Annotated in this window: 19 protein-coding genes; 14 read left to right on the top strand and 5 right to left on the bottom strand. The window is 69.1% G+C overall.

The annotated features are described in order from the left end of the window. Positions 1-187: 187 nt before the first annotated feature. Complete coding sequence (locus ACZK39_RS00950) at positions 188-2,389, top strand: polyribonucleotide nucleotidyltransferase (protein ID WP_182782996.1); 2,202 nt, start codon at positions 188-190, stop codon at positions 2,387-2,389. Between the two features lie 136 nt (positions 2,390-2,525). After that, on the top strand, positions 2,526-3,266 hold the full coding sequence (dapB, locus tag ACZK39_RS00945) for a 4-hydroxy-tetrahydrodipicolinate reductase (protein WP_463612239.1): 741 nt from the start codon (positions 2,526-2,528) through the stop codon (positions 3,264-3,266). A gap of 23 nt (positions 3,267-3,289) precedes the next feature. Here dapB and ACZK39_RS00940 read toward each other — a convergent pair whose 3' ends face one another. Next, on the bottom strand, positions 3,290-4,963 hold the full coding sequence (locus tag ACZK39_RS00940; RefSeq protein ID WP_463612238.1) for a BCCT family transporter: 1,674 nt from the start codon (positions 4,961-4,963) through the stop codon (positions 3,290-3,292). 115 nt (positions 4,964-5,078) lie between these two features. Then, positions 5,079-5,606, bottom strand: coding sequence for a GNAT family N-acetyltransferase (locus tag ACZK39_RS00935; RefSeq protein WP_182782994.1), 528 nt, complete (start codon positions 5,604-5,606; stop codon positions 5,079-5,081). A gap of 47 nt (positions 5,607-5,653) precedes the next feature. Here ACZK39_RS00935 and ACZK39_RS00930 point away from each other — a divergent pair, with 47 nt between their 5' ends. The 12 genes from ACZK39_RS00930 (at position 5,654) to ACZK39_RS00875 (ending at position 16,199) form a co-directional block, all read left to right on the top strand. Continuing rightward, positions 5,654-7,330: a ribonuclease J gene (locus ACZK39_RS00930; RefSeq protein ID WP_182782993.1), complete on the top strand. Its 1,677-nt coding sequence runs from the start codon at positions 5,654-5,656 to the stop codon at positions 7,328-7,330. A 122-nt stretch (positions 7,331-7,452) separates the two neighbouring features. Then, entirely contained in the window at positions 7,453-7,761 is a 309-nt protein-coding gene (gene rplU / locus ACZK39_RS00925) for a 50S ribosomal protein L21 (RefSeq protein WP_182782992.1), read from the top strand. Between the two features lie 12 nt (positions 7,762-7,773). Continuing rightward, positions 7,774-8,025, top strand: coding sequence for a 50S ribosomal protein L27 (rpmA, locus tag ACZK39_RS00920; RefSeq protein WP_182782991.1), 252 nt, complete (start codon positions 7,774-7,776; stop codon positions 8,023-8,025). A gap of 90 nt (positions 8,026-8,115) precedes the next feature. Then, positions 8,116-9,624: a GTPase ObgE gene (gene obgE / locus ACZK39_RS00915; RefSeq protein WP_182799605.1), complete on the top strand. Its 1,509-nt coding sequence runs from the start codon at positions 8,116-8,118 to the stop codon at positions 9,622-9,624. Next, the gene (proB, locus tag ACZK39_RS00910) at positions 9,614-10,711 is read left to right on the top strand and encodes a glutamate 5-kinase (RefSeq protein ID WP_182782989.1); all 1,098 of its coding nucleotides are present in this window, start codon (positions 9,614-9,616) and stop codon (positions 10,709-10,711) included. Before obgE ends, proB begins: the two co-directional genes overlap by 11 nt. Before the next feature lie 90 nt (positions 10,712-10,801). Then, positions 10,802-11,404 carry an SWEET family sugar transporter gene (locus ACZK39_RS00905; RefSeq protein ID WP_182782988.1) on the top strand — a complete coding sequence of 201 codons (603 nt, stop codon included), beginning with the start codon at positions 10,802-10,804 and terminating at the stop codon, positions 11,402-11,404. Between the two features lie 123 nt (positions 11,405-11,527). Continuing rightward, the gene (locus ACZK39_RS00900) at positions 11,528-12,769 is read left to right on the top strand and encodes a glutamate-5-semialdehyde dehydrogenase (RefSeq protein ID WP_182799608.1); all 1,242 of its coding nucleotides are present in this window, start codon (positions 11,528-11,530) and stop codon (positions 12,767-12,769) included. Between the two features lie 598 nt (positions 12,770-13,367). Then, positions 13,368-13,505, top strand: coding sequence for a hypothetical protein (locus ACZK39_RS00895; protein WP_182782986.1), 138 nt, complete (start codon positions 13,368-13,370; stop codon positions 13,503-13,505). Next, entirely contained in the window at positions 13,502-14,170 is a 669-nt protein-coding gene (gene nadD / locus ACZK39_RS00890; protein WP_182782985.1) for a nicotinate-nucleotide adenylyltransferase, read from the top strand. Before ACZK39_RS00895 ends, nadD begins: the two co-directional genes overlap by 4 nt. Beyond that, positions 14,157-14,561, top strand: coding sequence for a ribosome silencing factor (rsfS, locus tag ACZK39_RS00885; protein ID WP_463612237.1), 405 nt, complete (start codon positions 14,157-14,159; stop codon positions 14,559-14,561). Before nadD ends, rsfS begins: the two co-directional genes overlap by 14 nt. Continuing rightward, positions 14,477-15,175 carry a histidine phosphatase family protein gene (locus tag ACZK39_RS00880; protein WP_370585745.1) on the top strand — a complete coding sequence of 233 codons (699 nt, stop codon included), beginning with the start codon at positions 14,477-14,479 and terminating at the stop codon, positions 15,173-15,175. The genes rsfS and ACZK39_RS00880 overlap by 85 nt, the downstream gene beginning before the upstream one ends. 7 nt (positions 15,176-15,182) lie before the next feature. Further along, entirely contained in the window at positions 15,183-16,199 is a 1,017-nt protein-coding gene (locus tag ACZK39_RS00875; RefSeq protein ID WP_182782982.1) for an LLM class flavin-dependent oxidoreductase, read from the top strand. A gap of 6 nt (positions 16,200-16,205) precedes the next feature. Here the strand turns inward: ACZK39_RS00875 and hemQ are convergent, their stop codons facing one another. Genes hemQ through ACZK39_RS00860 form a run of 3 tightly spaced genes read right to left on the bottom strand, consistent with a single transcriptional unit; the run spans position 16,206 to position 19,242 of the window. Next, positions 16,206-16,934 carry a hydrogen peroxide-dependent heme synthase gene (gene hemQ, locus ACZK39_RS00870; RefSeq protein ID WP_255422208.1) on the bottom strand — a complete coding sequence of 243 codons (729 nt, stop codon included), beginning with the start codon at positions 16,932-16,934 and terminating at the stop codon, positions 16,206-16,208. Continuing rightward, a complete protein-coding gene (locus tag ACZK39_RS00865) occupies positions 16,931-17,977 on the bottom strand; it encodes a ferrochelatase (RefSeq protein WP_370585744.1) in 1,047 nt (348 codons plus the stop codon). The genes hemQ and ACZK39_RS00865 overlap by 4 nt, the downstream gene beginning before the upstream one ends. Continuing rightward, on the bottom strand, positions 17,974-19,242 hold the full coding sequence (locus ACZK39_RS00860) for a glutamyl-tRNA reductase (protein WP_463612413.1): 1,269 nt from the start codon (positions 19,240-19,242) through the stop codon (positions 17,974-17,976). Before ACZK39_RS00860 ends, ACZK39_RS00865 begins: the two co-directional genes overlap by 4 nt. Positions 19,243-19,279: the final 37 nt, after the last annotated feature.

The raw sequence follows: 19,279 nt of genomic DNA, 5'->3' as shown, positions 1-19,279 counted from the left end.
AGACTGCACCGGACAACTGAATATGTTTCATACCACCCCGCCGCCCAGCGCACGTGTCCGTCTGGTCCTCGGTAGTGGCTTTCGGGCGCCCAGAGAGCGCGCACCCGCGGGCCTCGATCGAAGACCGGCAGGCGTGGCGAGCATCGCCGTGCGCGGGTGGCGACACCCAATCGAAAGGAGCCTGTCCATGGAAGGACCAGGCATCGAATTCGCTGAAGCCGTGATCGACAACGGCAAGTTCGGCAAGCACACTGTACGTTTCGAGGCCGGCGTGCTGGCCCAGCAGGCCGATGGCTCGGCCGCCGTCTACCTGGACGGCGACACCATGTTGCTGTCGGCCACCACCGCGCAGAAGACCCCGCGCGACGCACTCGACTTCTTCCCCCTCACCGTCGACGTCGAGGAGCGCATGTACGCCGCGGGCAAGATCCCCGGCTCGTTCTTCCGTCGCGAAGGCCGCCCGGGCGAGGGCGCCATCCTCGCCTGCCGCCTCATCGACCGCCCGCTGCGCCCCGCGTTCGTCAAGGGCCTGCGCAACGAGGTCCAGGTGGTTGTCACCGTCCTGTCGCTCAACCCCAACGTCATGTACGACGTCGTCGCCATCAACGCTGCGTCGATGTCCACCCAGATCGCCGGGCTGCCGTTCTCCGGCCCCATCGGCGGCGTTCGGGTGGCCCTCATCGACGACCAGTGGGTGGCATTCCCCTCCGTCGAGCAGGTGTCCAAGTCCGTCTTCCAGATGGTGGTGGCCGGCCGCGTGCTGGCCGACGGCGACGTCGCCATCATGATGGTTGAAGCCGGCGGCACCGAGGCCACATGGGAGCTCGTCCGCTCCGGCAAGACCGCCCCCACCGAAGAGGTCGTGGGCCTGGGTCTCGAGGCGGCCAAGCCCTTCATCAAGGCGCTGTGCGACGCCCAGTCCGAACTGGCCGCGAAGCTGCCCAAGGAGACCTACGACTTCCCGGTCTTCCGTGACTACCAGGACGACGTGTTCGAGGCCGTCTCCGAGCTGGCCAGCGCCCGCGTGGCCGAGGCCATGCAGATCGCCGGCAAGCAGGAGCGTGACGAGGCCACCCACGCCATCCGTCAGGACGTCACCGAGCAGCTCGCCCAGCGCTTCGAGGGTCGCCTCAGTGAGGTGTCCGCCTCACTCAAGGCGCTGACGAAGAAGCTCGTGCGCCACCGCACCCTCACCGACGCGGTCCGCATCGACGGTCGCGGCCCGGCTGAGATCCGCGAGCTGGCGGCGGAGGTCGCGGTCATCCCGCGCGTCCACGGTTCGGCTCTCTTCCAGCGCGGCGAGACCCAGATCATGGGTGTCTCGACCCTGAACATGCTGGACATGGAGCAGAAGATCGACACCCTCTCCCCGGAGCGCACCAAGCGCTACATGCACAACTACAACTTCCCGCCCTTCTCGACGGGCGAGACCGGCCGCGTCGGCTCCCCGAAGCGCCGCGAGGTCGGCCATGGCGCGCTGGCCGAGCGGGCACTCATCCCCGTGCTGCCCACGCGCTCGGAGTTCCCCTACGCCATCCGTCAGGTCTCGGAGGCGCTGGGCTCCAACGGCTCCACGTCGATGGGCTCGGTGTGCGCCTCGACGCTGTCGCTGCTCAACGCGGGCGTCCCGCTGAAGTCCGCTGTCGCGGGCATCGCCATGGGCCTCATGTCCGAGGAGGTCGACGGCGAGACGAAGTACATCGCGCTGACCGACATCCTGGGTGCCGAGGACGCGCTCGGCGACATGGACTTCAAGGTGGCCGGCACGAGGGACTTCCTCACCGCGCTGCAGCTGGACACCAAGCTCAACGGCATCCCCGCCCTCGAGCTTCAGAAGGCGCTGCTGCAGGCCCGTGACGCCCGGCACACGCTGCTGGACGTCATGAACGAGGCCATCGACGTGCCGGATGAGATGAGCCCCTTCGCTCCCCGCATCATCACGGTGCGCATCCCGGTGGACAAGATCGGCGAGATCATCGGCCCCAAGGGCAAGATGATCAACCAGATCCAGGACGACACCGGCGCGAACATCTCGATCGAGGACGACGGCACCGTCTACGTCGGCGCCGAGACCGGCGAGGCAGCGGATGCCGCTGTCGCCGCCATCAACGCCATCGCCAACCCGCACCTGCCGGAGCGCGGCGAGCGCTACCTGGGCACCGTCGTCAAGCTCACGACCTTCGGCGCCTTCGTGTCGCTGCTGCCTGGCAAGGACGGACTCCTTCACATCTCGAAGCTGCGCCCCCTGGCCGGCGGCGCCCGCGTCGAGAACGTCGAGGACATCCTGTCTGTGGGCCAGAAGCTCCAGGTGGAGATCTCCGACATCGACGATCGCGGCAAGCTGTCGCTGATCCCGGTGGTGGAGGAGAAGGCCGAGTCGAACGACTGACCTCGGTCACACAGGCACACACCGCAGGGGCGGGTCCGGATGAACCGGGCCCGCCCCTGCGGCGTTCCCCGGAGGGTGGCGCCACCCTGCCGTCGATGCTTGGATGGAGATGGAAGAGAACCAGAAGGGATCACCTATGACAGAGATTCGCGTGGGCGTGTTCGGAGTCAGCGGCAAGATGGGCAGCGAGGTGGTCCGGGCCGTCACCCGCGCCGAGGGCATGACCCCCGTGGGTGGCGCGGACCTGGGGGAGCCCCGGGAACTGGTCAACCGGGCCCAGGTGGTGGTGGACTTCACACACCCTGACGCGGTGATGGACAACATCGAGTGGTGCCTCGGGCGCGGGCTGCACATGGTGATCGGCACCACCGGCTTCAACGATGAGCGCCTCGCGAGAGTGCGGGAGCTCTGCGCCGCGCACCCCGAGGTGGGGGTGCTGATCGCCTCCAACTTCTCCATCGGGGCGGTGCTCATGATGAAGTTCGCCGCACTGGCAGCGCCCTTCTACCCGTCGGCGGAGATCATCGAACTGCACCACCCCAACAAGGCCGACGCCCCCTCCGGCACGTCGGCCACGACGGCGCGTCGGATCGCGGCGGCCCGCGCGGAGGCGGAGTTGGGCCCGGTCCCGGACGCCACCGTCCATGACGACGGCGCCCGGGGTGCCGTGGTGGACGGCATCCACATCCACGGCATCCGGTTGCAGGGACTGGTGGCACACCAGGAGGTCCTCTTCGGCGACACGGGAGAGACGCTGACCGTCCGCCATGACTCCTTCGAGCGAGTCTCGTTCATGCCCGGCGTGGTGGCAGGCATCCGCCATGTTGTGGACCACCCCGGCCTGACGCACGAGATGGAGTCAGTGCTGGGACTCTGACGAGCCCCAGCCCTCACCTCACCTCACTGGGGCGGGTCCGCGGCGAGCTTGGCGGCCTCCTCAGCCAGCTCGCGGCGCAGAAGTGTCTCCTCGGCCCGTTCCCACACCGCGACGTCGTGCCGGAGCGCCTTGACCACGGAGAAGCACATGCCGATCATCACCAGCGAGAACGGTGCCGCCGCCACGATCGTCAGGGCCTGGAGAGCGGAGATCCCCGAGGTGTCTCCGCCCAATGCGGCAGAGCTGGCCCAGATGAGCACCGCAGCGATCGAGCCCTCCAGCACGGACCAGAAGACCCGGGACCACACAGGCGGATTCGGGTTGCCGTTGTGGGTCAACATGTCCACCACGAACGAACCCGAGTCCGAGCTGGTGACGAAGAACACCAGCACGAGAACGATCGCCACCCCTGACAGGAGTGAGCCGCCGGGCAGCTGGCCCAGCATGTCGAACAGGGCGGTGTTGGTGCTCACCGAACCGTCGACGATGTGGTCTGCCCCGCCGAAGATCTGCTGGTAGAGGGCGGTGCCGCCCATGACCGAGAACCACAGCATGGTGACGGCGGTGGGAACCAGCAGGACGCCGGAGACGAACTCCCGCACGGTGCGGCCGCGGGAGATGCGGGCGATGAACACACCCACGAACGGGGACCAGGCGATCCACCATCCCCAGTAGTAGGTGGTCCAGGCGCCGAGCCAGGACTCGCCCCGATCACCGTAGAACGCGAAGGTCTGGAAGGACATCGACACGAAGTTCTGGATGTAGCCGCCGAATCCGGAGACCAGTTCGCGCAGCACGAACAGGGTGGGTCCGAGGATCAGCACGGCCACCATGAGGAGCGCGGCCAGCCACAGGTTGGCGCGCGACAGGAAGGCGATGCCGCGATCCAGCCCGGAGACCACCGACAGGGTCGCGAGCACGGTGATGCCGGCGATGATCAGCAGCTTGACGGTGGTGCTGCCGTCGACTAGACCGAGGTGCTCCAGGCCGGCCGCGATCTGGTTGACGCCGAGACCCAATGAGGTGGCCACGCCGAACAGGGTGCCCACGACAGCCGCGATGTCGATCGCGTCACCGATGGGCCCGTTGGTCCGCTTGCCGAGGATCGGCTCGAGGGCCCACCGGATGGAGACGGGGCGCCCCTTGCGGTGGACGGCGTAGGCCACAGCCAGTCCGACGACCACGTACACGGCCCAGGCGTGCACGCCCCAGTGCAGGAAGGTCTGCGCCATGGCCCGGCGACCCTGCGCCTCGATACCCGACTCCCCGAATCCGGGCGGCGGCGCCGCGAGGTGCCACAGGGGCTCCGCGACGCCCCAGAACACGAGCCCGATGCCCATCCCGGCGGCGAACAGCATCGCGAACCATGTCCGCCACGGATACTGCGGGGCCTCGTCGGAGGGGCCCAGCCGGATGGTGCCGAGCTTGCTGAAGGCGACGACGAGAGCGAAGATGACGAAGCCCGAGACGAGGGCCACGTAGTACCAGCCGATCGAGTTGACCACGACGGTGTTGATGGCCGAGACGACGTCATTGAACGCCTGCGGTGCGATGAGGGCCACTGTCAGGGCGGCGAGGATGATGAGCGCCGACGAGCCGAAGACCCAACGGTTGAGGCCCCCACCCTCCGTCGGCGGTTCGCCCGCATCAGTGGCCATGTCGGGCTCGACGGCGCGCGGGGTCAGGGGTGTGGGCACTGCGGGCTCCCTCGGTCAGGTTCAGGTTCAGTAGGCTCAGAGTCACTCGGTTACGCGAAAAACAAGCCTCCACCCTGTCACGGGCCGTGGACGGGTCGCAAGTCTCCTGTCTCGATCACACCGAGATGTCGGTGTGCATCCGGATCAGCTTGATGCCGGGGGCGCCATCGTCGGTCCCGATCTCCTGGTGCGCACCGTCCGCAGCCCAGCCGCAGCCGGACAGGAAGGCCCGCAGCGCATCGTCGGAGGCCCGAACCCACATCGTCGCCACCAGATAGCCGTCCCGGCGCAGCGTGTCGACGGCGGCGTTGATCAGACGCGATCCGTGGCCGGCGCCCCGGTGCCGAGGGTCGACGACGAACTCCGCGACCGTCCCGTCGCGCTCGGCGCGGTCCGGATCCCCGCTCGGCCCGGTGACGGCGAACCCCACCACGCCCACGTCGCCGATGGCCACCAGCACGCGCAGGTGGGCCAGCGGGGGCTTGACGATCGCCTCGTGCCACACTCGCGTCGCCTCGTCTGCCGGGAGGCCGCCGCCCGCAGCCGCCAGCAGGCCGGATTCGGCCCAGGCGCGCCGCTGGACGCGGGCGACGTCGACGGCTTCGGCGGGCATGGCCAGGCGGACGGTGTCGGTGACAGACATGGCGCCATCGTAGGGGCGGCCGCCCCCCTATCCACTAGCCTGAGCCCATGACCGACGTGACACTACCCCCCAAACTGGCCCCAGGAACGTTGCGGGTGATCCCGCTCGGAGGGCTCGGGGACATCGGTCGCAACATGACCGCCTTCGAGATCGACGGGCAGATCGCCCTGGTGGATTGTGGTGTGCTGTTCCCGGAGGATCACCACCCCGGTGTCGACCTCATCCTCCCCGCGCTGGGCTACCTCGACGACAGGCTCGACGACATCGTCGCCCTCGTCCTCACCCACGGCCACGAGGACCACATCGGAGCGGTGCCCTATCTGTTGAAGAAGCGCCCCGACATCCCGATCTACGGCTCGAAGCTGACCCTGGCGTTCCTCGCCACGAAGCTGCGCGAGCACAAGATCCGCAACTTCGACCTCGACGCCGTCGAGGAGGGCGACATCGTCGAGATCGGCAATTACGAGTTCGAGTTCCTCGCCGTCACCCACTCCATTCCGGACGCCCTGGCGGTGGCGATCCGCACCAAGGGCGGGCTGGTGCTGCACACCGGCGACTTCAAGATGGACCAGCTGCCGATGGACGGCCGCCTGACCGACCTCCGCGGCTTCGCCCGCCTGGGTGAGGAGGGTGTGGACCTGTTCATGGTGGACTCCACCAACGCGGAGTCCCCAGGGTTCACCACCCTGGAGCGGGACCTCGAGCCCGCCATCGCGCGCGTCTTCGATCAGGCCACGGGCAAGCTGATCGTGGCCAGCTTCGCCAGCCACGTGCACCGCATCCAGCAGATCCTGAACATGGCCGTCAAGCACGACCGCAAGGTTGTCTACGTGGGCCGCTCGATGGTGCGCAACATGGGCACCGCGCGGGATCTGGGCTTCCTCAAGGTGCCGGCCGGGACCCTCATCGAGCTGAAGGAAATCGACAAGTACCCGCCGAGCAAGGTGGTCATCGTCTCTACCGGATCGCAGGGCGAGCCGATGGCCGCGCTCAGCCGGATCGCCAACAGCGACCACCCCGTCGTCGAGGTCGGCCCGGGCGACACCGTCCTGCTGGCCAGCTCGCTGATCCCCGGCAACGAGAACTCCGTGTACCGGGTCATCAACGGACTCTCCGCACTCGGCGCCACCGTCGTCCACAAAGGCAACGCGCTGGTCCACGTCTCGGGGCACGCCTCAGCGGGCGAGTTGTTGTACTGCTACAACATCCTGAAGCCCCGCAACGTGCTGCCCGTCCACGGCGAGGCCCGCCACCTGATCGCCAACGCCAAGCTCGCGCAGGCCACGGGCGTCCCCGCTGCGCGCACCATCGTGGCCGGCGACGGAGACGTGATCGACCTCAAGGACGGCATCGCCAAGAAGGTCGGCTCGATCGATGCGAGCTACGTCTTCGTCGACGGCTCGTTCGTGGGCGACATCTCGGAGTCCATCATGGACCGCCGGATCCTGGGCGAGGAGGGCTTCGTCTCCGTGATCACGGCTGTGGACGTGCACAACCGCACCATCGTCAGCGGCCCGGACATTCACGTCCGCGGCATCGCCGAGGACAGCAGCGTCTTCGACGAGGCCCGCCAGCGGGTGGCCGATGCACTCACCGACGCGATGCGCGACGGGGTCAACGACTCCTTCCGCCTGCAGCAGGTGACCCGCCGCGTGGTGGGCCAGTGGGTGGCGCGGTCACTGCGTCGCCGCCCGATGATCGTGCCGGTGGTTGTCACCACCTAGAATGGGCATTGCCCGGTTTGACCGGGTGCGGGGCGCCCACGTACAGTTGGCCCTCGGTGCTTTGCCCCCTGTCGGGTCGGGCGCGCCGCAAGGCTTGAAGCAAACAAGAAGGTAGGTCAGTCGTGTACGCGATCGTGCGCAACGGTGGACGTCAGCACAAGGTGGCTGTTGGCGACGTCCTGGACATCGATCTGGTGTCCGAAGAGGTCGGCAACACCGTCACCCTGCAGCCGCTGCTGCTGGTCGACGGCGACAAGATCACCTCAGATGCCAAGGGACTCGGCAAGATCAGCGTCACCGCTGAGGTGCTGGGCATGAAGAAGGGTCCGAAGATCCGGATCCTGAAGTACAAGAACAAGACCGGCTACAAGAAGCGCCAGGGTCACCGTCAGCGGTACACCCAGGTCAAGGTCACCGGGATCGAGAGCTGAGGAGCTGACACTATGGCACACAAAAAGGGCGCGTCCTCGACGCGCAACGGTCGTGACTCGAATGCCCAGCGCCTCGGCGTGAAGCGCTTCGGAGGCCAGGTCGTCGGCGCGGGCGAGATCCTCGTGCGCCAGCGCGGCACCCATTTCCACCCGGGTGACGGTGTGGGTCGCGGTGGCGACGACACCCTCTTCGCCCTGGTCGAAGGCCAGGTGGAGTTCGGCGTCAAGCGCGGACGTCGCGTCGTCAACGTCGTGACAGCCTGATCCTTCGGCGGACACTCATCACAAGAACGGCCCTCCGGGGCCGTTCTTGCTTTTTCGATACACTCGGCCTCGGCTGATAAGGAGCTTTCCATGGCTATTCCCTCGTTCGTCGACCGGGTCAAGCTGACCGTTCAGGCCGGCAACGGCGGCCACGGCTGCACCTCCATCCACCGCGAGAAGTTCGTTCCGCTGGGGGGACCGGACGGCGGCAACGGTGGCACGGGAGGCTCCATCATCTTCCGGGTCGACGACTCCCTCTCGACCCTGGTCGAGTTCCACCGCCAATCTGTCCGGAAGGCCGTCAACGGGCAGCCGGGCAAGGGCGACCACCACGACGGAGCCAACGGCGATGACGTCGTCCTGGCGGTCCCCAGCGGCACGGTCGTGACCGACGCCGAGACAGGGGAGGTGCTGGCAGACCTCACCGAGCCGGGGGCTGAGTACGTCGCCGCAGCCGGGGGCAAGGGCGGGCTCGGCAACGCGGCGCTGGCCTCGGCCGCACGCAAGGCTCCCGGCTTCGCGCTGCTCGGCGAGGAGGGGGAGAGCCGGCTGGTCCAGCTCGAGCTCAAGGTGATCGCCGACGTCGGCCTCGTCGGGTTCCCGTCCGCCGGGAAGTCGTCGCTGATCGCCGCCATCTCCCGGGCGCGGCCGAAGATCGCCGACTACCCGTTCACCACGCTGATTCCCAACCTGGGCGTCGTGGTCGCCGGGGACGTCACCTACACCGTCGCCGATGTGCCCGGCCTGATCGAGGGCGCCTCCGAGGGTCGCGGCCTGGGCTTCGACTTCCTGCGCCACATCGAGCGGTGCCAGGCCATCGTGCACGTCATCGACCTCGGCACCTACGAGCCGGGGCGTGACCCGCTGACGGACCTGGAGATCATCGAGGCCGAGCTGACCGCCCACGGGGGCCTGGAGGACCGGGTGCGCCTGATCGCCCTCAACAAGGTCGACCTGCCGGACGCGCACGAGATGGCGGAGATCGCACGCCCGGATCTGGCGAAGTTCGGGCACCGGATCTTCGAGATCTCCACCAAGACGGGGGAGGGGCTCAACGAGCTGAAGTTCGCCATGGCTGAGATCGTGGCCGCCCGGCGCGCCGCGCTGCCCGAGGCTGCCAAGCCCAGGCAGGTGCTCCGCCCGCTGCCCGTCGCACGCCGCGCGGCCGGGCCGGAGTTCACCATCGTGCAGAAGGGCGACGGCGAGGGCGGCCTCGTCTGGCGGGTCCGCGGCGAGAAGCCAGAGCGTTGGATCAAACAGACGGACTTCGCCAACGCCGAGGCCGTGGGCTACCTGGCGGACCGGCTCAACAGGTTGGGCGTCGAGGAGAAGCTGCTCGAGATCGGCGCGCGCCCCGGAGACGCGGTCGCGATCGGAGGCGAGAACGCAGTGGTGTTCGACTTCGCCCCGCAGGTGGAGACCGGCGCGGAGATCCTGAGCCGTCGCGGCGAGGATGTCCGCCTGGAGACGCCTCGGCCCGCCGCCTCGCGCCGCCGTCGGATGGACGCCGACTACCACGCGGCCAAGGCTTCGGGCATCGACTTCGCCACCACCGGCTACGAGCCAGCGCCGGAGGTGGGCGACGACGATGAGGGCTGAGGTCGCGGGTGCTGACCGGGTGGTCGTCAAGGTCGGCTCGTCCTCGTTGACCAGGCCCGACGGCCACCTGGACCCGGCCCGGGTGGCGATGCTGGCGCGGGTGCTCTCGGCGCTGCACGGTCGCGGGGTCCGGGTGGTCCTCGTCACCTCCGGCGCCATCGCCGCCGCGCTGGGCCCGCTCGGGCTGAGGCGCCGGCCGCGGGACCTGGAGACCCAACAGGCGGCCGCCGCCGTCGGCCAGGGGCTCCTGATCAGGCACTACTCAGACGCGTTCGCCGAGCACGGCGTCACCGTGGCGCAACTGCTCCTCACTGTCGAGGACGTGTTGCGGCCCAGGACCTACCGCAACGCGCTCAACACCATCTCGCGGCTCTTCCGGCTCGGGGTGATCCCGATCGTCAACGAGAACGACACCGTGGCCACCCACGAGATCCGCTTCGGAGACAACGACCGCCTCGCGGCCCTCATCGCCCACCTGGTCCGCGCCGATGCGCTGATCATCCTCAGCGACGTCGACGGCCTGTACACGGCCCATCCAGACACCCCCGGCGCCCGTCGGATCGATCGGGTCGAGGACATCTCCACCCTCAAGGTCGACACGTCCCGGGTGGGGTCAAAGGTCGGCACCGGGGGGATGCGCACCAAGGTGCAGGCGGCCGAGATCGCCACCCAGGCGGGCGTCAGCGTGGTGCTGAGCCTGGCAGACCACCTTGAGCGCGCGCTGGCTGGCGAGGACGTGGGCACCTTGTTCCTCCCCACCCGGAAGCGCCGCCCACGACGGTTGCTGTGGCTCGCCTTCGCGGCGGAGCCCCGCGGTTTCCTCCACGTCGACGCCGGCGCGAGGCGGGCACTGGTGGAGAAGAAGGCGTCCCTGCTGGCGATCGGGGTGCGCGAGGTGGTGGGCATCTTCGCCGAGGGCGAGCCGGTGGAGATCGTCGGGCCGGACGGGGAGCCTGTGGGTCGCGGATTCGTCGGCTACTCCAGCGCGGAACTGATCGCCGAGATGGGACACAGCAGCGTGGAGGATGGTCATCGCGGCCAGCGCCCGGTCGTGCACCGCGACCACATGATGCTCGCCGAGGACTGAGCGCACGCCCCTTCGTGCAGCGGAGGCGGACGAATTTGGGCGACGATGCGCCGATTTCTCGGGGGAGTCGCGCTGGCTTACCCTGGACGGGTGATCGAGGTCTTCGGGTGGGTGGCTGCAGCCATCGGTGTGGCGTCCAACCTTCCCCAGTTGATCCGGATCCTGCGTGCCAGGACCAGCGCCGGGGTGTCGCTGCGGCTGTGGCAGATCTCTGCGGCCACCACGGGCGCATGGATGGTGCACGGCTTCCTGGTCCAGAAGGCCCAGATGCAGTGGCCCAACCTGGTGATGTCGCTGCTCGCGCTGGTCATTGTCGTGTTCGTCCTTCGGGACCGGAGGCAGGCCATCGCACCTCAGCTCGTCCTCCCGGTGGTGCTGGCCGCGTCATTGACCGGCGTGGAGTTGGTCTTCGGAGCGATGGCGTTCGGGTTCGTGATCGCGGTGCCCCAGCTCTTCGGCCAGTTCTCCCAGTTGCGTGAGATGGTCAGCGCGCCGGACCTCTCCGGCGTGTCGGTGGGCTACCTGTCGATCATGCTGCTCGTCCAGGCGATGTGGTTCACGTTCGGCCTGTTCACCTCCGACTGGGCCCTCATCATCTGCGCTGGAGCCATGACGGTGGTGTGCACCGTCAACCTCGCTGTCTACGTCGTCCGGCACCTGCGCGCCCGCGGCCGCGTCGCGCTCGCGGTCTGAGCCCGGCGAAGCCCGACCGCCACAGCGCCGCGACATAGCGGCGTCCGGCCAGCGCCGGCGTGCGCCAGCCGCGTCAGGCGAGATTCCCGGAGACGACGGTGGGACTCGGCCTAGACTCGGCGCATGGAATTCCGGACCCAAGCCACTGCCGCCCGCAAGGCAGCCATCGAGTTGGCCACGCTGAATCGCGCCGCCAAGGATCGGGCGCTGGCAGCCATGGCAGACGCCCTCGCCGCGGCCGAACCCAACCTGCTCGAGGCCAACGCCGTCGACGTCGCGGGGGCGCGCGCGGCCGGGACTCCCGAGTCCATCGTCGACCGCCTGGCACTCACGCCCGCCCGGATCGCGGGCATGGTCCAGGGTCTCCGCGACCTTGCAGCCCTCCCCGACCCCGTCGGCGACGTCGTCCGGGGATGGAAGTTGGCCAACGGCGTCTCGGTCACGCAAGTGCGGGTGCCTTTCGGCGTCGTCGGCATCATCTACGAGGCCCGCCCCAATGTCACCGCGGACGCGGCCGGCATCTGCCTCAAGTCCGGCAACGCCGCCCTCCTGCGAGGCTCGTCCTCGGCGCTCAACACCAACCGCGCCACCGTCGCCGCGCTCCGCAGCGGTCTGGAGACCGCAGGCGTCACCCCCGACGCCGTCCATCTGGTCGAAGGCGGCCGGGAGGTGACGGGCGAGTTGATGCGCGCCCGCGGCCTGGTGGACGTCCTGATCCCGCGCGGCGGCGCAGGGCTCATCCAGGCAGTCGTCGACGGGTCGACGGTGCCGGTGATCGAGACCGGCACCGGCAACTGCCACGTCTATGTCGACGCGGACGCGGACCTCGACCAGGCGCTCACCATCCTGCTCAACGCCAAGACCCAGCGCCCCAGCGTCTGCAACGCCGCGGAGACCCTCCTTGTCCACCGCGACATTGCCGACCAATTCCTCCCGCGGGCACTTGAGGCCCTCGGCCGCTCCGGGGTCACCGTCCACGGCGACTCCGCCACTGCGGCCTACTCCGACGCCGTCGTCCCGGCCAACCCGGACGAGTACGACGCCGAATACCTGACCCTGGATCTCGCCGCCAAGGTGGTCGGCTCCCTCGACGAGGCGCTCGAGCACATCCGGTCCCACACCACCGGCCACTCGGAGACCATCGTCACGCGTAGCAGGAAGGCGGCCGAGCGTTTCGTCGCCGAGGTGGACGCCGCGGCGGTGCTCGTCAACGCCTCAAGCCGCTTCGTCGACGGCGGGGAGTTCGGCTTCGGCGCCGAAATCGGCATCTCGACCCAGAAGCTGCACGCCCGCGGCCCCATGGGGCTCCCGGAGATGACGAGCAGCAAGTACATCATCGAGGGCGACGGGCAGGTCCGCGCCTAGGACATCCCGGGTGGGTCCAGCATCCGGACTCACCAGCGAAACCCCTGAGGGTCCCTCGAAGGGTCGAGAACCCGGACCTGACAGCGAGGGTGGGGGACGGCAGGGCGGCACTGCGCTGCGGTGCCCAACCCGACGATCACCCAACCGGCGTCCCGCTCAGGCAGACCCGGCCCCAACGCCGCCCTGCCGGCCCACACCCGAACAAGACAACGCCACAGACAGGGCGAGTGCGGGGAGATGGGAGACGATGCCCGGGCGGCCTCAACAACCCGACCACCGACCCAGGCGGCCGGAACATCGAGACCCTAGACAACGGCCGCCCGGGCATTGACTCACGGCTCACCGCACCCGACAACGAGATCCGCGTGAAGGTGGCAGTCACGACCCTTCGAGACGGTCCCCGCCGCTTCGCGGGCGGCCCTCCTCAGGGAGCGATGTCGCTTCGCGGGCGGCCCTCCTCAGGGAGCGATGTCGCTTCGCGGGCGGCCCTCCTCAGGGAGCGATGTCGCTTCGCGGGCGGCCCGCATTCCGGGGGGTGCGGGACGACCACCAGCCGAGAGGACGACTGCCGGGGGATCCCTTGCTAGGATCGGGCGCCATGAGCCTTCTTCTGGAGACAGCCGCAGCCGCACCCGCCGTGCCGAGCTGGGTGATGGGCGCACTCGCGCTGGCCACGCTGCTCGGCGTGATCGCGTGGATCGTCGGCATGGGTTCGGGTCGCCCGCACTCCAAGTGACCACCACCGAGCTCGCACTGGCGCGCACGGAGTCCTCCCGCCGCTACCGCCTCGGCGTGATGGGCGGCACCTTCGACCCCATCCACCACGGGCACCTCGTCGCCGCCTCCGAGGTGGCGGCCAAGTTCGGTCTGGATGAGGTGGTCTTCGTCCCCACGGGCATGCCGTGGCAGAAGAGCCACCGCGAGGTCTCCCTCGCCGAGGACCGCTACCTGATGACGGTGATCGCCACCGCGTCAAATCCGCGGTTCTCCGTGTCCCGGGTGGACATCGATCGGCCCGGCAACACCTACACCGTCGACACGCTCAAGGACCTCCGCGCAGAGCGTGGCGACAACACGGATCTGTTCTTCATCACCGGCGCCGACGCCGTCCGCCAGATCCTCACCTGGTACGGGGCCGATGAACTGTTCGATCTCGCGCATTTCGTGGGCGTGACGCGCCCCGGCGTGCCGATGACCCCCGACGATCTCGCGCACCTCCCCGAGGACGCGGTGACCCTCCTCGAGGTTCCTGCCCTGGCCATCTCGTCGACCAACTGCCGCGAACGCGTCCACGCCCATGAACCCATCTGGTACCTCGTGCCGGACGGCATCGTCCAATACATCGCCAAACGGGGGCTCTACCCGGCCCCCCAGTCAGGAGTACCCAGTGACCGTAGCTGACGAGGTGCTGAAGCCCGTCCAGATCGCGGCACAGGCCGCGGCGGATAAGCGGGGCCACAGGATCGTCGCCTTCGACGTGTCCGAACAGCTCGCCATCACCGACATCTTCCTCATCGCCTCCGCCGGCAACGAGCGCCAGGTCGGCGCCATCGTCGACGGCGTGGAGGAGAAGCTGATCGCGGCCGGCTACAAGGCCGTCCGCCGCGAGGGGGACCGGGAGAACCGCTGGGTGCTGCTCGACTACATCGACTTCATCGTGCACGTCCAGCACACGGAGGAGCGCACGCTCTACAACCTCGAGCGTCTGTGGAAGGACTGCCCTCAGATCCCGCTGGAGCTCCATCTTCCCGAGCCCGACGACGACGAGGTCAGCGACGACGCGGCGCAGTGAGGCTCGAGCACTCGACGCGCCTGCTTCTCCTCAGGCACGGCCAAACCGATTGGAACGCGCAGCAGCGCTTCCAAGGACAGGCCGACGTGCCGCTGAACGCGGCGGGGCGGCAGCAGGCCGAGGCGGTGCGCGGGGTCTTCGCGGACGTCCACCTGGACGCTGTCTACTCCTCCCCTCTCTCGCGCGCCCTTGACACCGCGCGGCTGGCCCGGCCTGGGGCGGAGATCCTCACCGACCCACGGCTGATGGAGATCGACGTCGGCAGCTGGTCCGGTCTCACATGGGACGAGGTCAAGGCCTCGATGCCGGACTACGAGGCCAAGTACGCCAATGGGGTGGATTTCCGGCGCTCCCCTGAGGGTGAGACGCTGGCCGACGTGGTGGCACGCGGCCTGCCGGCGCTACTCGAGATCGCGGCCTCGCACGAGGGAGGGACAGTGCTGGTGGTGTCGCACGGCCTGCTCCTGAACCGCGTCATCCACGCCATCGTGGGTGCACACGGCAGAGTCCTCGGAGGGCTCGGCAACGCCCACTTCTCGGAGCTCGGCCACGCCCACGGCGCCTGGCGGCTGCTTGCCCACAACGTCGGAATATTCCCCACTCCGCCGCGTTAGCCCAGGTATGAAGCGGATCGGGTTCCTGTCCTTCGGGCACTACCGGGCGGTGGTGGGGGCGAGGGTGCCCGACGCCGCCGCTGCCCTGCGCCAACACGTCGCCTTCGCGGAAGCAGCCGATGAGGTTGGCCTCGACGGCGCCTGGGTGAGGGTCCACCACTTCGAGGAGTCCCACGCCACACCGTTCCCGCTGCTCGCGGCGATGGCAGCCGTCACGTCGCGCATCGACGTGGGCACCGGTGTGGTGGACCTCCGCTACGAGAACCCGCTGCACATGGCCGAGCAGGCCGCCGCCACGGACCTCATCTCCGGGGGCAGGCTCCAGCTGGGCGTCAGCCGGGGCAGCCCGGAACACGCCGCCGACGGGGAGAAGCAGTTCGGCTACCGGCTGACCGACGGCGAATCCTGGGCCGACCACGCCCAGGCCAAGGTGGCACGGTTCCGCCGCGCCATCGCTGGCGAACCGGTCGCCCACTCCGCCGCCGCCCAGTTCTCCGGCGACGGCCCGGACCTTCCCATCCGGCCGATCAGCCCAGGCCTGCCGGACCGGATCTGGTGGGGTGCGGGCAGCGTGGAATCGGGGGTCTGGACGGCGGAGCAGGGCATGAACCTGTTGAGCTCCACGTTGCTGTTGGCCGACGACGGCCGTCCATTCCATGTCCAGCAGGCGGACCAGGTCCGCAGCTACCGCAGGGTGTTTCGTCGGATGGGACATCCCGGCCCCGGCCTGACCGCTGTGACCCGGCCTGTCTTCCCGATCACCAACGACGACGACCGCCGCTACTTCGGACTCAGGGGCGACGCCCACGACAGCGTGGGCATTCTGGACGGCTCGAAGGCCCGCTCTGGGCCGCAGATGGTGGGCACAGTCGAGGAGGTCGCTGAGCTGCTGCGCGCCGACGAGGCCGTCACCGAGGCCGATTACGTCCTGTTCGCCATGCCCAGCCAACTCGGCGTGGACTACAACGTCCATTGGATGGAGAACCTGGTGGCCGTGGCCCGGGAGCTCGGCTGGAAGGAGTGAGGCGGGTCAGGCCATCGGCTGCCGGGCGATCCATTCGTCGATCCCGACACGCGGGCCGGTGAAGAACGGCGTCTCCTCGCGGACGTGCAGCCGGGCCTCGACGGAACGCTGGTGGCGCATCGCGTCTGTCAGACGGTGCAGTTCGTCGGCCTCGAAGGCCAGGATCCACTCGTAGTCGCCCAGCGCGAACGACGAGAGGGTGGAGGCCACGACGTCCGGGTACTCTCGCCCGGCCATGCCGTGCTCCATCAGCATCTTCGAGCGATGCGCGTCGTCCAGGTAGTACCAGTCGTAGCTGCGGACGAACGGGTAGACGGTGATCCACGGCCGTGGCGCGAAGCCGGCGAAGCAGCTGGGCACGTGGGTGCGGTTGAACTCGGCGGGGCGGTGCACGCCCATCACGGACCAGACGGGCGACAGGTAGGCTCCGAGGCCGCTCTGCCGCACCGCGTGGTACGCAGCCTGGAGCGGGGCCGGATCATGGGCCAGCGTCCACACCATCAGATCGGCGTCCGCGCGGAAGCCGCCCACGTCGTAGAAGCCACGCACGCTCACCCCGGTGTCCTCGAGCGCAGCGGTGACGCCGGCGCCCAACGCCGATGCCTCGAGAGTGGAGGCAGGCAGCGGTGCGCGGGTGGCGAACACCGAGTACATGGCGTACAGCGGCTGGGCGTTGATGGCCTCGAGGTCCACGTCCTGCTCGTCGCGCTCGTCTCGACCGGGGTGCTTGCTCATCGGGAACCTTCCAGGGGGCGGGGCAGACAGCAGCGGCCGGTGGAGAACCGGCAGCGACCCTCGGCGGGCACTTCGCCTCGCGCGGCGGCGGCCTTCGCGAGCAACTGGTCAACCAGCAGGACCGCGAAGCCGGCGTCGGTTCCGACGGTGGCCGCCCGCTCGTAGGGGAGGCCGAGCTCGGCGGCGGTTTCCCTGGCCTGGGTGTCCAGATCGTAGGCCACCTCCATGTGATCGGAGATGAACCCGATGGGCGCCGCCACCACGCCCGCGACGCCGTCGGCCTGCACCTCGGGCATCCGGTCGTTGACATCGGGCTCCAGCCAGGGGATGTGCGGGGCGCCGGAGCGGGAGCAGAACGTGAGCTCCCAGGCCAACTCCTCGCCCACCAGCGCCGACGCCTCAGCGGCCACCGCAGCCGCGACCCTCAGGTGCTGCGCGTCGTAGCGGCGCTCCGGCTCACCCGTGGACGACGCCTCATTCATGGCGCTCGGGATGGAGTGGGTCACGAACAGGACCCTCAGCGTGTTCTCACCGATCCGGGCCCTCAGGCGCCGCACGGCCTCGCCGAGGGCGCGGGCGTTGGCCGAGACGAACCCGGGGGTCTCCGCGAAGGGGTCCACCTTGTCGATGTGGATCGGGCGGCCGTCAGCGGCCCGTTGCAGGTCTTCGTTGTACTGGCGGCATCCACTGTAGGAGGAGTAGGCGGAGGTGGCCAGCGCGAGCACGCGCTCATGGCCGGCATCCACCAGCTCCTGCACCGTGTCGGCGAAGTAGGGATGCCAGTTGCGGTTTCCGATCACCACCGGCACCACGACGCCACGCCGGGCCAGCTCGTCGCGGACCGCCTCCATCAGCGCAGCGTTGAGCTCGTTGATCGGTGACCTGCCCCCGAACAGCTCGTAGTGCCTGGAGACTTCGATGAGCCGCTCGTCCGGGATGCCCCGTCCGGCGGTGGCGTTGCGCATGAACGGCAGCACATCGGCCGATTCGTTGGGGCCGCCGTAGGAGGCGAACAGGACCGCGGTGTACGGGGCGATACTCACATGGCCTCCTGGGCGTCGGCGGAGTCGAGGTCGTTGACGGCCAGGTGCGTGACCGGGCAGTGCTGCGACTCCATCGCCTCGGGGTCCACCACCTCGCCGGCGCCGATCCCGAAGAGCTCGGCCATGGCCAGCAGGTATTCCTCGGTGCGTCCCTGTTCGGCAGCCATCCTGGCCCGCGTCGACGGGATGTGCAGCAGCCTCGTGGCCAACCGGCGCAGCGCCAGGGCGGCGTCGTCGTGGGTGAGCGGACGCTGGGGAAGGCGGGCAGCTTCGTCGTCGACCAGCGCCATGACCGCCTGCCGCAACCCCACGACGGCCGGGTCCACGATGCGTGAGCGAAGCTTCATCAGCACCTCGGCAACCCCTGCCTCGACCAGCGCCTCAGCGCGCCGGGTGTCGTCGGCGAAGCACGGCCGGATCGAATTCTGGATGGAGGCCAGATCGACGACGCGCACGCCGACCAGCGCGGCGACCTCAGGGGCCACGTCCCGCTGCAGGGACAGATCGAGGAAGCGCTGCGGGCCCTGCACGTGGGCGACCTCGATGACGGGGGAACCCAGGCCGCGACAGGTGACGACCAGGTCCGTGCCTGCGAGGGCCTCCTCGAGGGCGGCGACGTGGTTGAGGTCATGGCTGTCGGCGAACGCGGAGCCCCGACCGCTGGCGGAATGCACGCGGATGTGGGCGACGCCGCGCGCACGCAGGGCGGCGACGACGGCCCCGGCGTAGGAACCAGTGCCCACGATGGTGACGGTGGCGGTGGGCCAGTCGTCGAGACCCATCAGGTCCAGGCCCACGCTCACCACGGAGCGCCCGGCGCTCTCCAACGCGGTTTCCCGCGCGATCCGCCGGGACGTCTTGAGTGCCTCGTCGACGGCGATGGTCAGCGGCAGCGATGTGGACCCGTCCTGCTGTGCCGCGGCCAGCGCGCGACGCAGCTGGCCGGCGATCTCCCGCTCGCCCACCACCATGGAATCCAGGCCGGCCGCCACGCGGAACACGTGCCCGAGCGCGGCCTCGCCGAGGTACAGGTCCCAGACGGGAGGGGTGTCGAACGCGGTGTTGAGGGCGGCACGCAGGCGCGTGTTCGACGCCTCCCCGGTGGTGTCGAGGAGCACCTCGACCCGGTTGCAGGTGTTGAGCACGACGACCCCGTTGACCTCCGGGAGGGAAGTCAGGCGGGAGGCAACGTCGTCAACGCAAGGGCTGATGCGTTCAACCTCCGGCAGTCCCTGCCGGTCGTGCTGAATCGAGAACACGCGCATAGTCACAGTGATCCCTATTCAATCACCCTTGGCTGAT

It is taken from the genome of Tessaracoccus luoxuelianae, from assembly GCF_055326245.1.
This window is presented reverse-complemented; position numbering and strand designations above follow the sequence as displayed.

What these genes read in the sequence shown, in the direction of transcription:
- ACZK39_RS00950 (WP_182782996.1), top strand. Translation starts at nt 188, where the DNA reads ATGGAAGGACCAGGCATCGAATTCGCTGAAGCCGTGATCGACAACGGC.
- dapB (WP_463612239.1), top strand. Translation starts at nt 2,526, where the DNA reads ATGACAGAGATTCGCGTGGGCGTGTTCGGAGTCAGCGGCAAGATGGGC.
- ACZK39_RS00935 (WP_182782994.1), bottom strand. Translation starts at nt 5,606, where the DNA reads ATGTCTGTCACCGACACCGTCCGCCTGGCCATGCCCGCCGAAGCCGTC.
- ACZK39_RS00930 (WP_182782993.1), top strand. Translation starts at nt 5,654, where the DNA reads ATGACCGACGTGACACTACCCCCCAAACTGGCCCCAGGAACGTTGCGG.
- rpmA (WP_182782991.1), top strand. Translation starts at nt 7,774, where the DNA reads ATGGCACACAAAAAGGGCGCGTCCTCGACGCGCAACGGTCGTGACTCG.
- obgE (WP_182799605.1), top strand. Translation starts at nt 8,116, where the DNA reads ATGGCTATTCCCTCGTTCGTCGACCGGGTCAAGCTGACCGTTCAGGCC.
- proB (WP_182782989.1), top strand. Translation starts at nt 9,614, where the DNA reads ATGAGGGCTGAGGTCGCGGGTGCTGACCGGGTGGTCGTCAAGGTCGGC.
- ACZK39_RS00900 (WP_182799608.1), top strand. Translation starts at nt 11,528, where the DNA reads ATGGAATTCCGGACCCAAGCCACTGCCGCCCGCAAGGCAGCCATCGAG.
- ACZK39_RS00895 (WP_182782986.1), top strand. Translation starts at nt 13,368, where the DNA reads ATGAGCCTTCTTCTGGAGACAGCCGCAGCCGCACCCGCCGTGCCGAGC.
- ACZK39_RS00875 (WP_182782982.1), top strand. Translation starts at nt 15,183, where the DNA reads ATGAAGCGGATCGGGTTCCTGTCCTTCGGGCACTACCGGGCGGTGGTG.
- hemQ (WP_255422208.1), bottom strand. Translation starts at nt 16,934, where the DNA reads ATGAGCAAGCACCCCGGTCGAGACGAGCGCGACGAGCAGGACGTGGAC.
- ACZK39_RS00860 (WP_463612413.1), bottom strand. Translation starts at nt 19,242, where the DNA reads ATGCGCGTGTTCTCGATTCAGCACGACCGGCAGGGACTGCCGGAGGTT.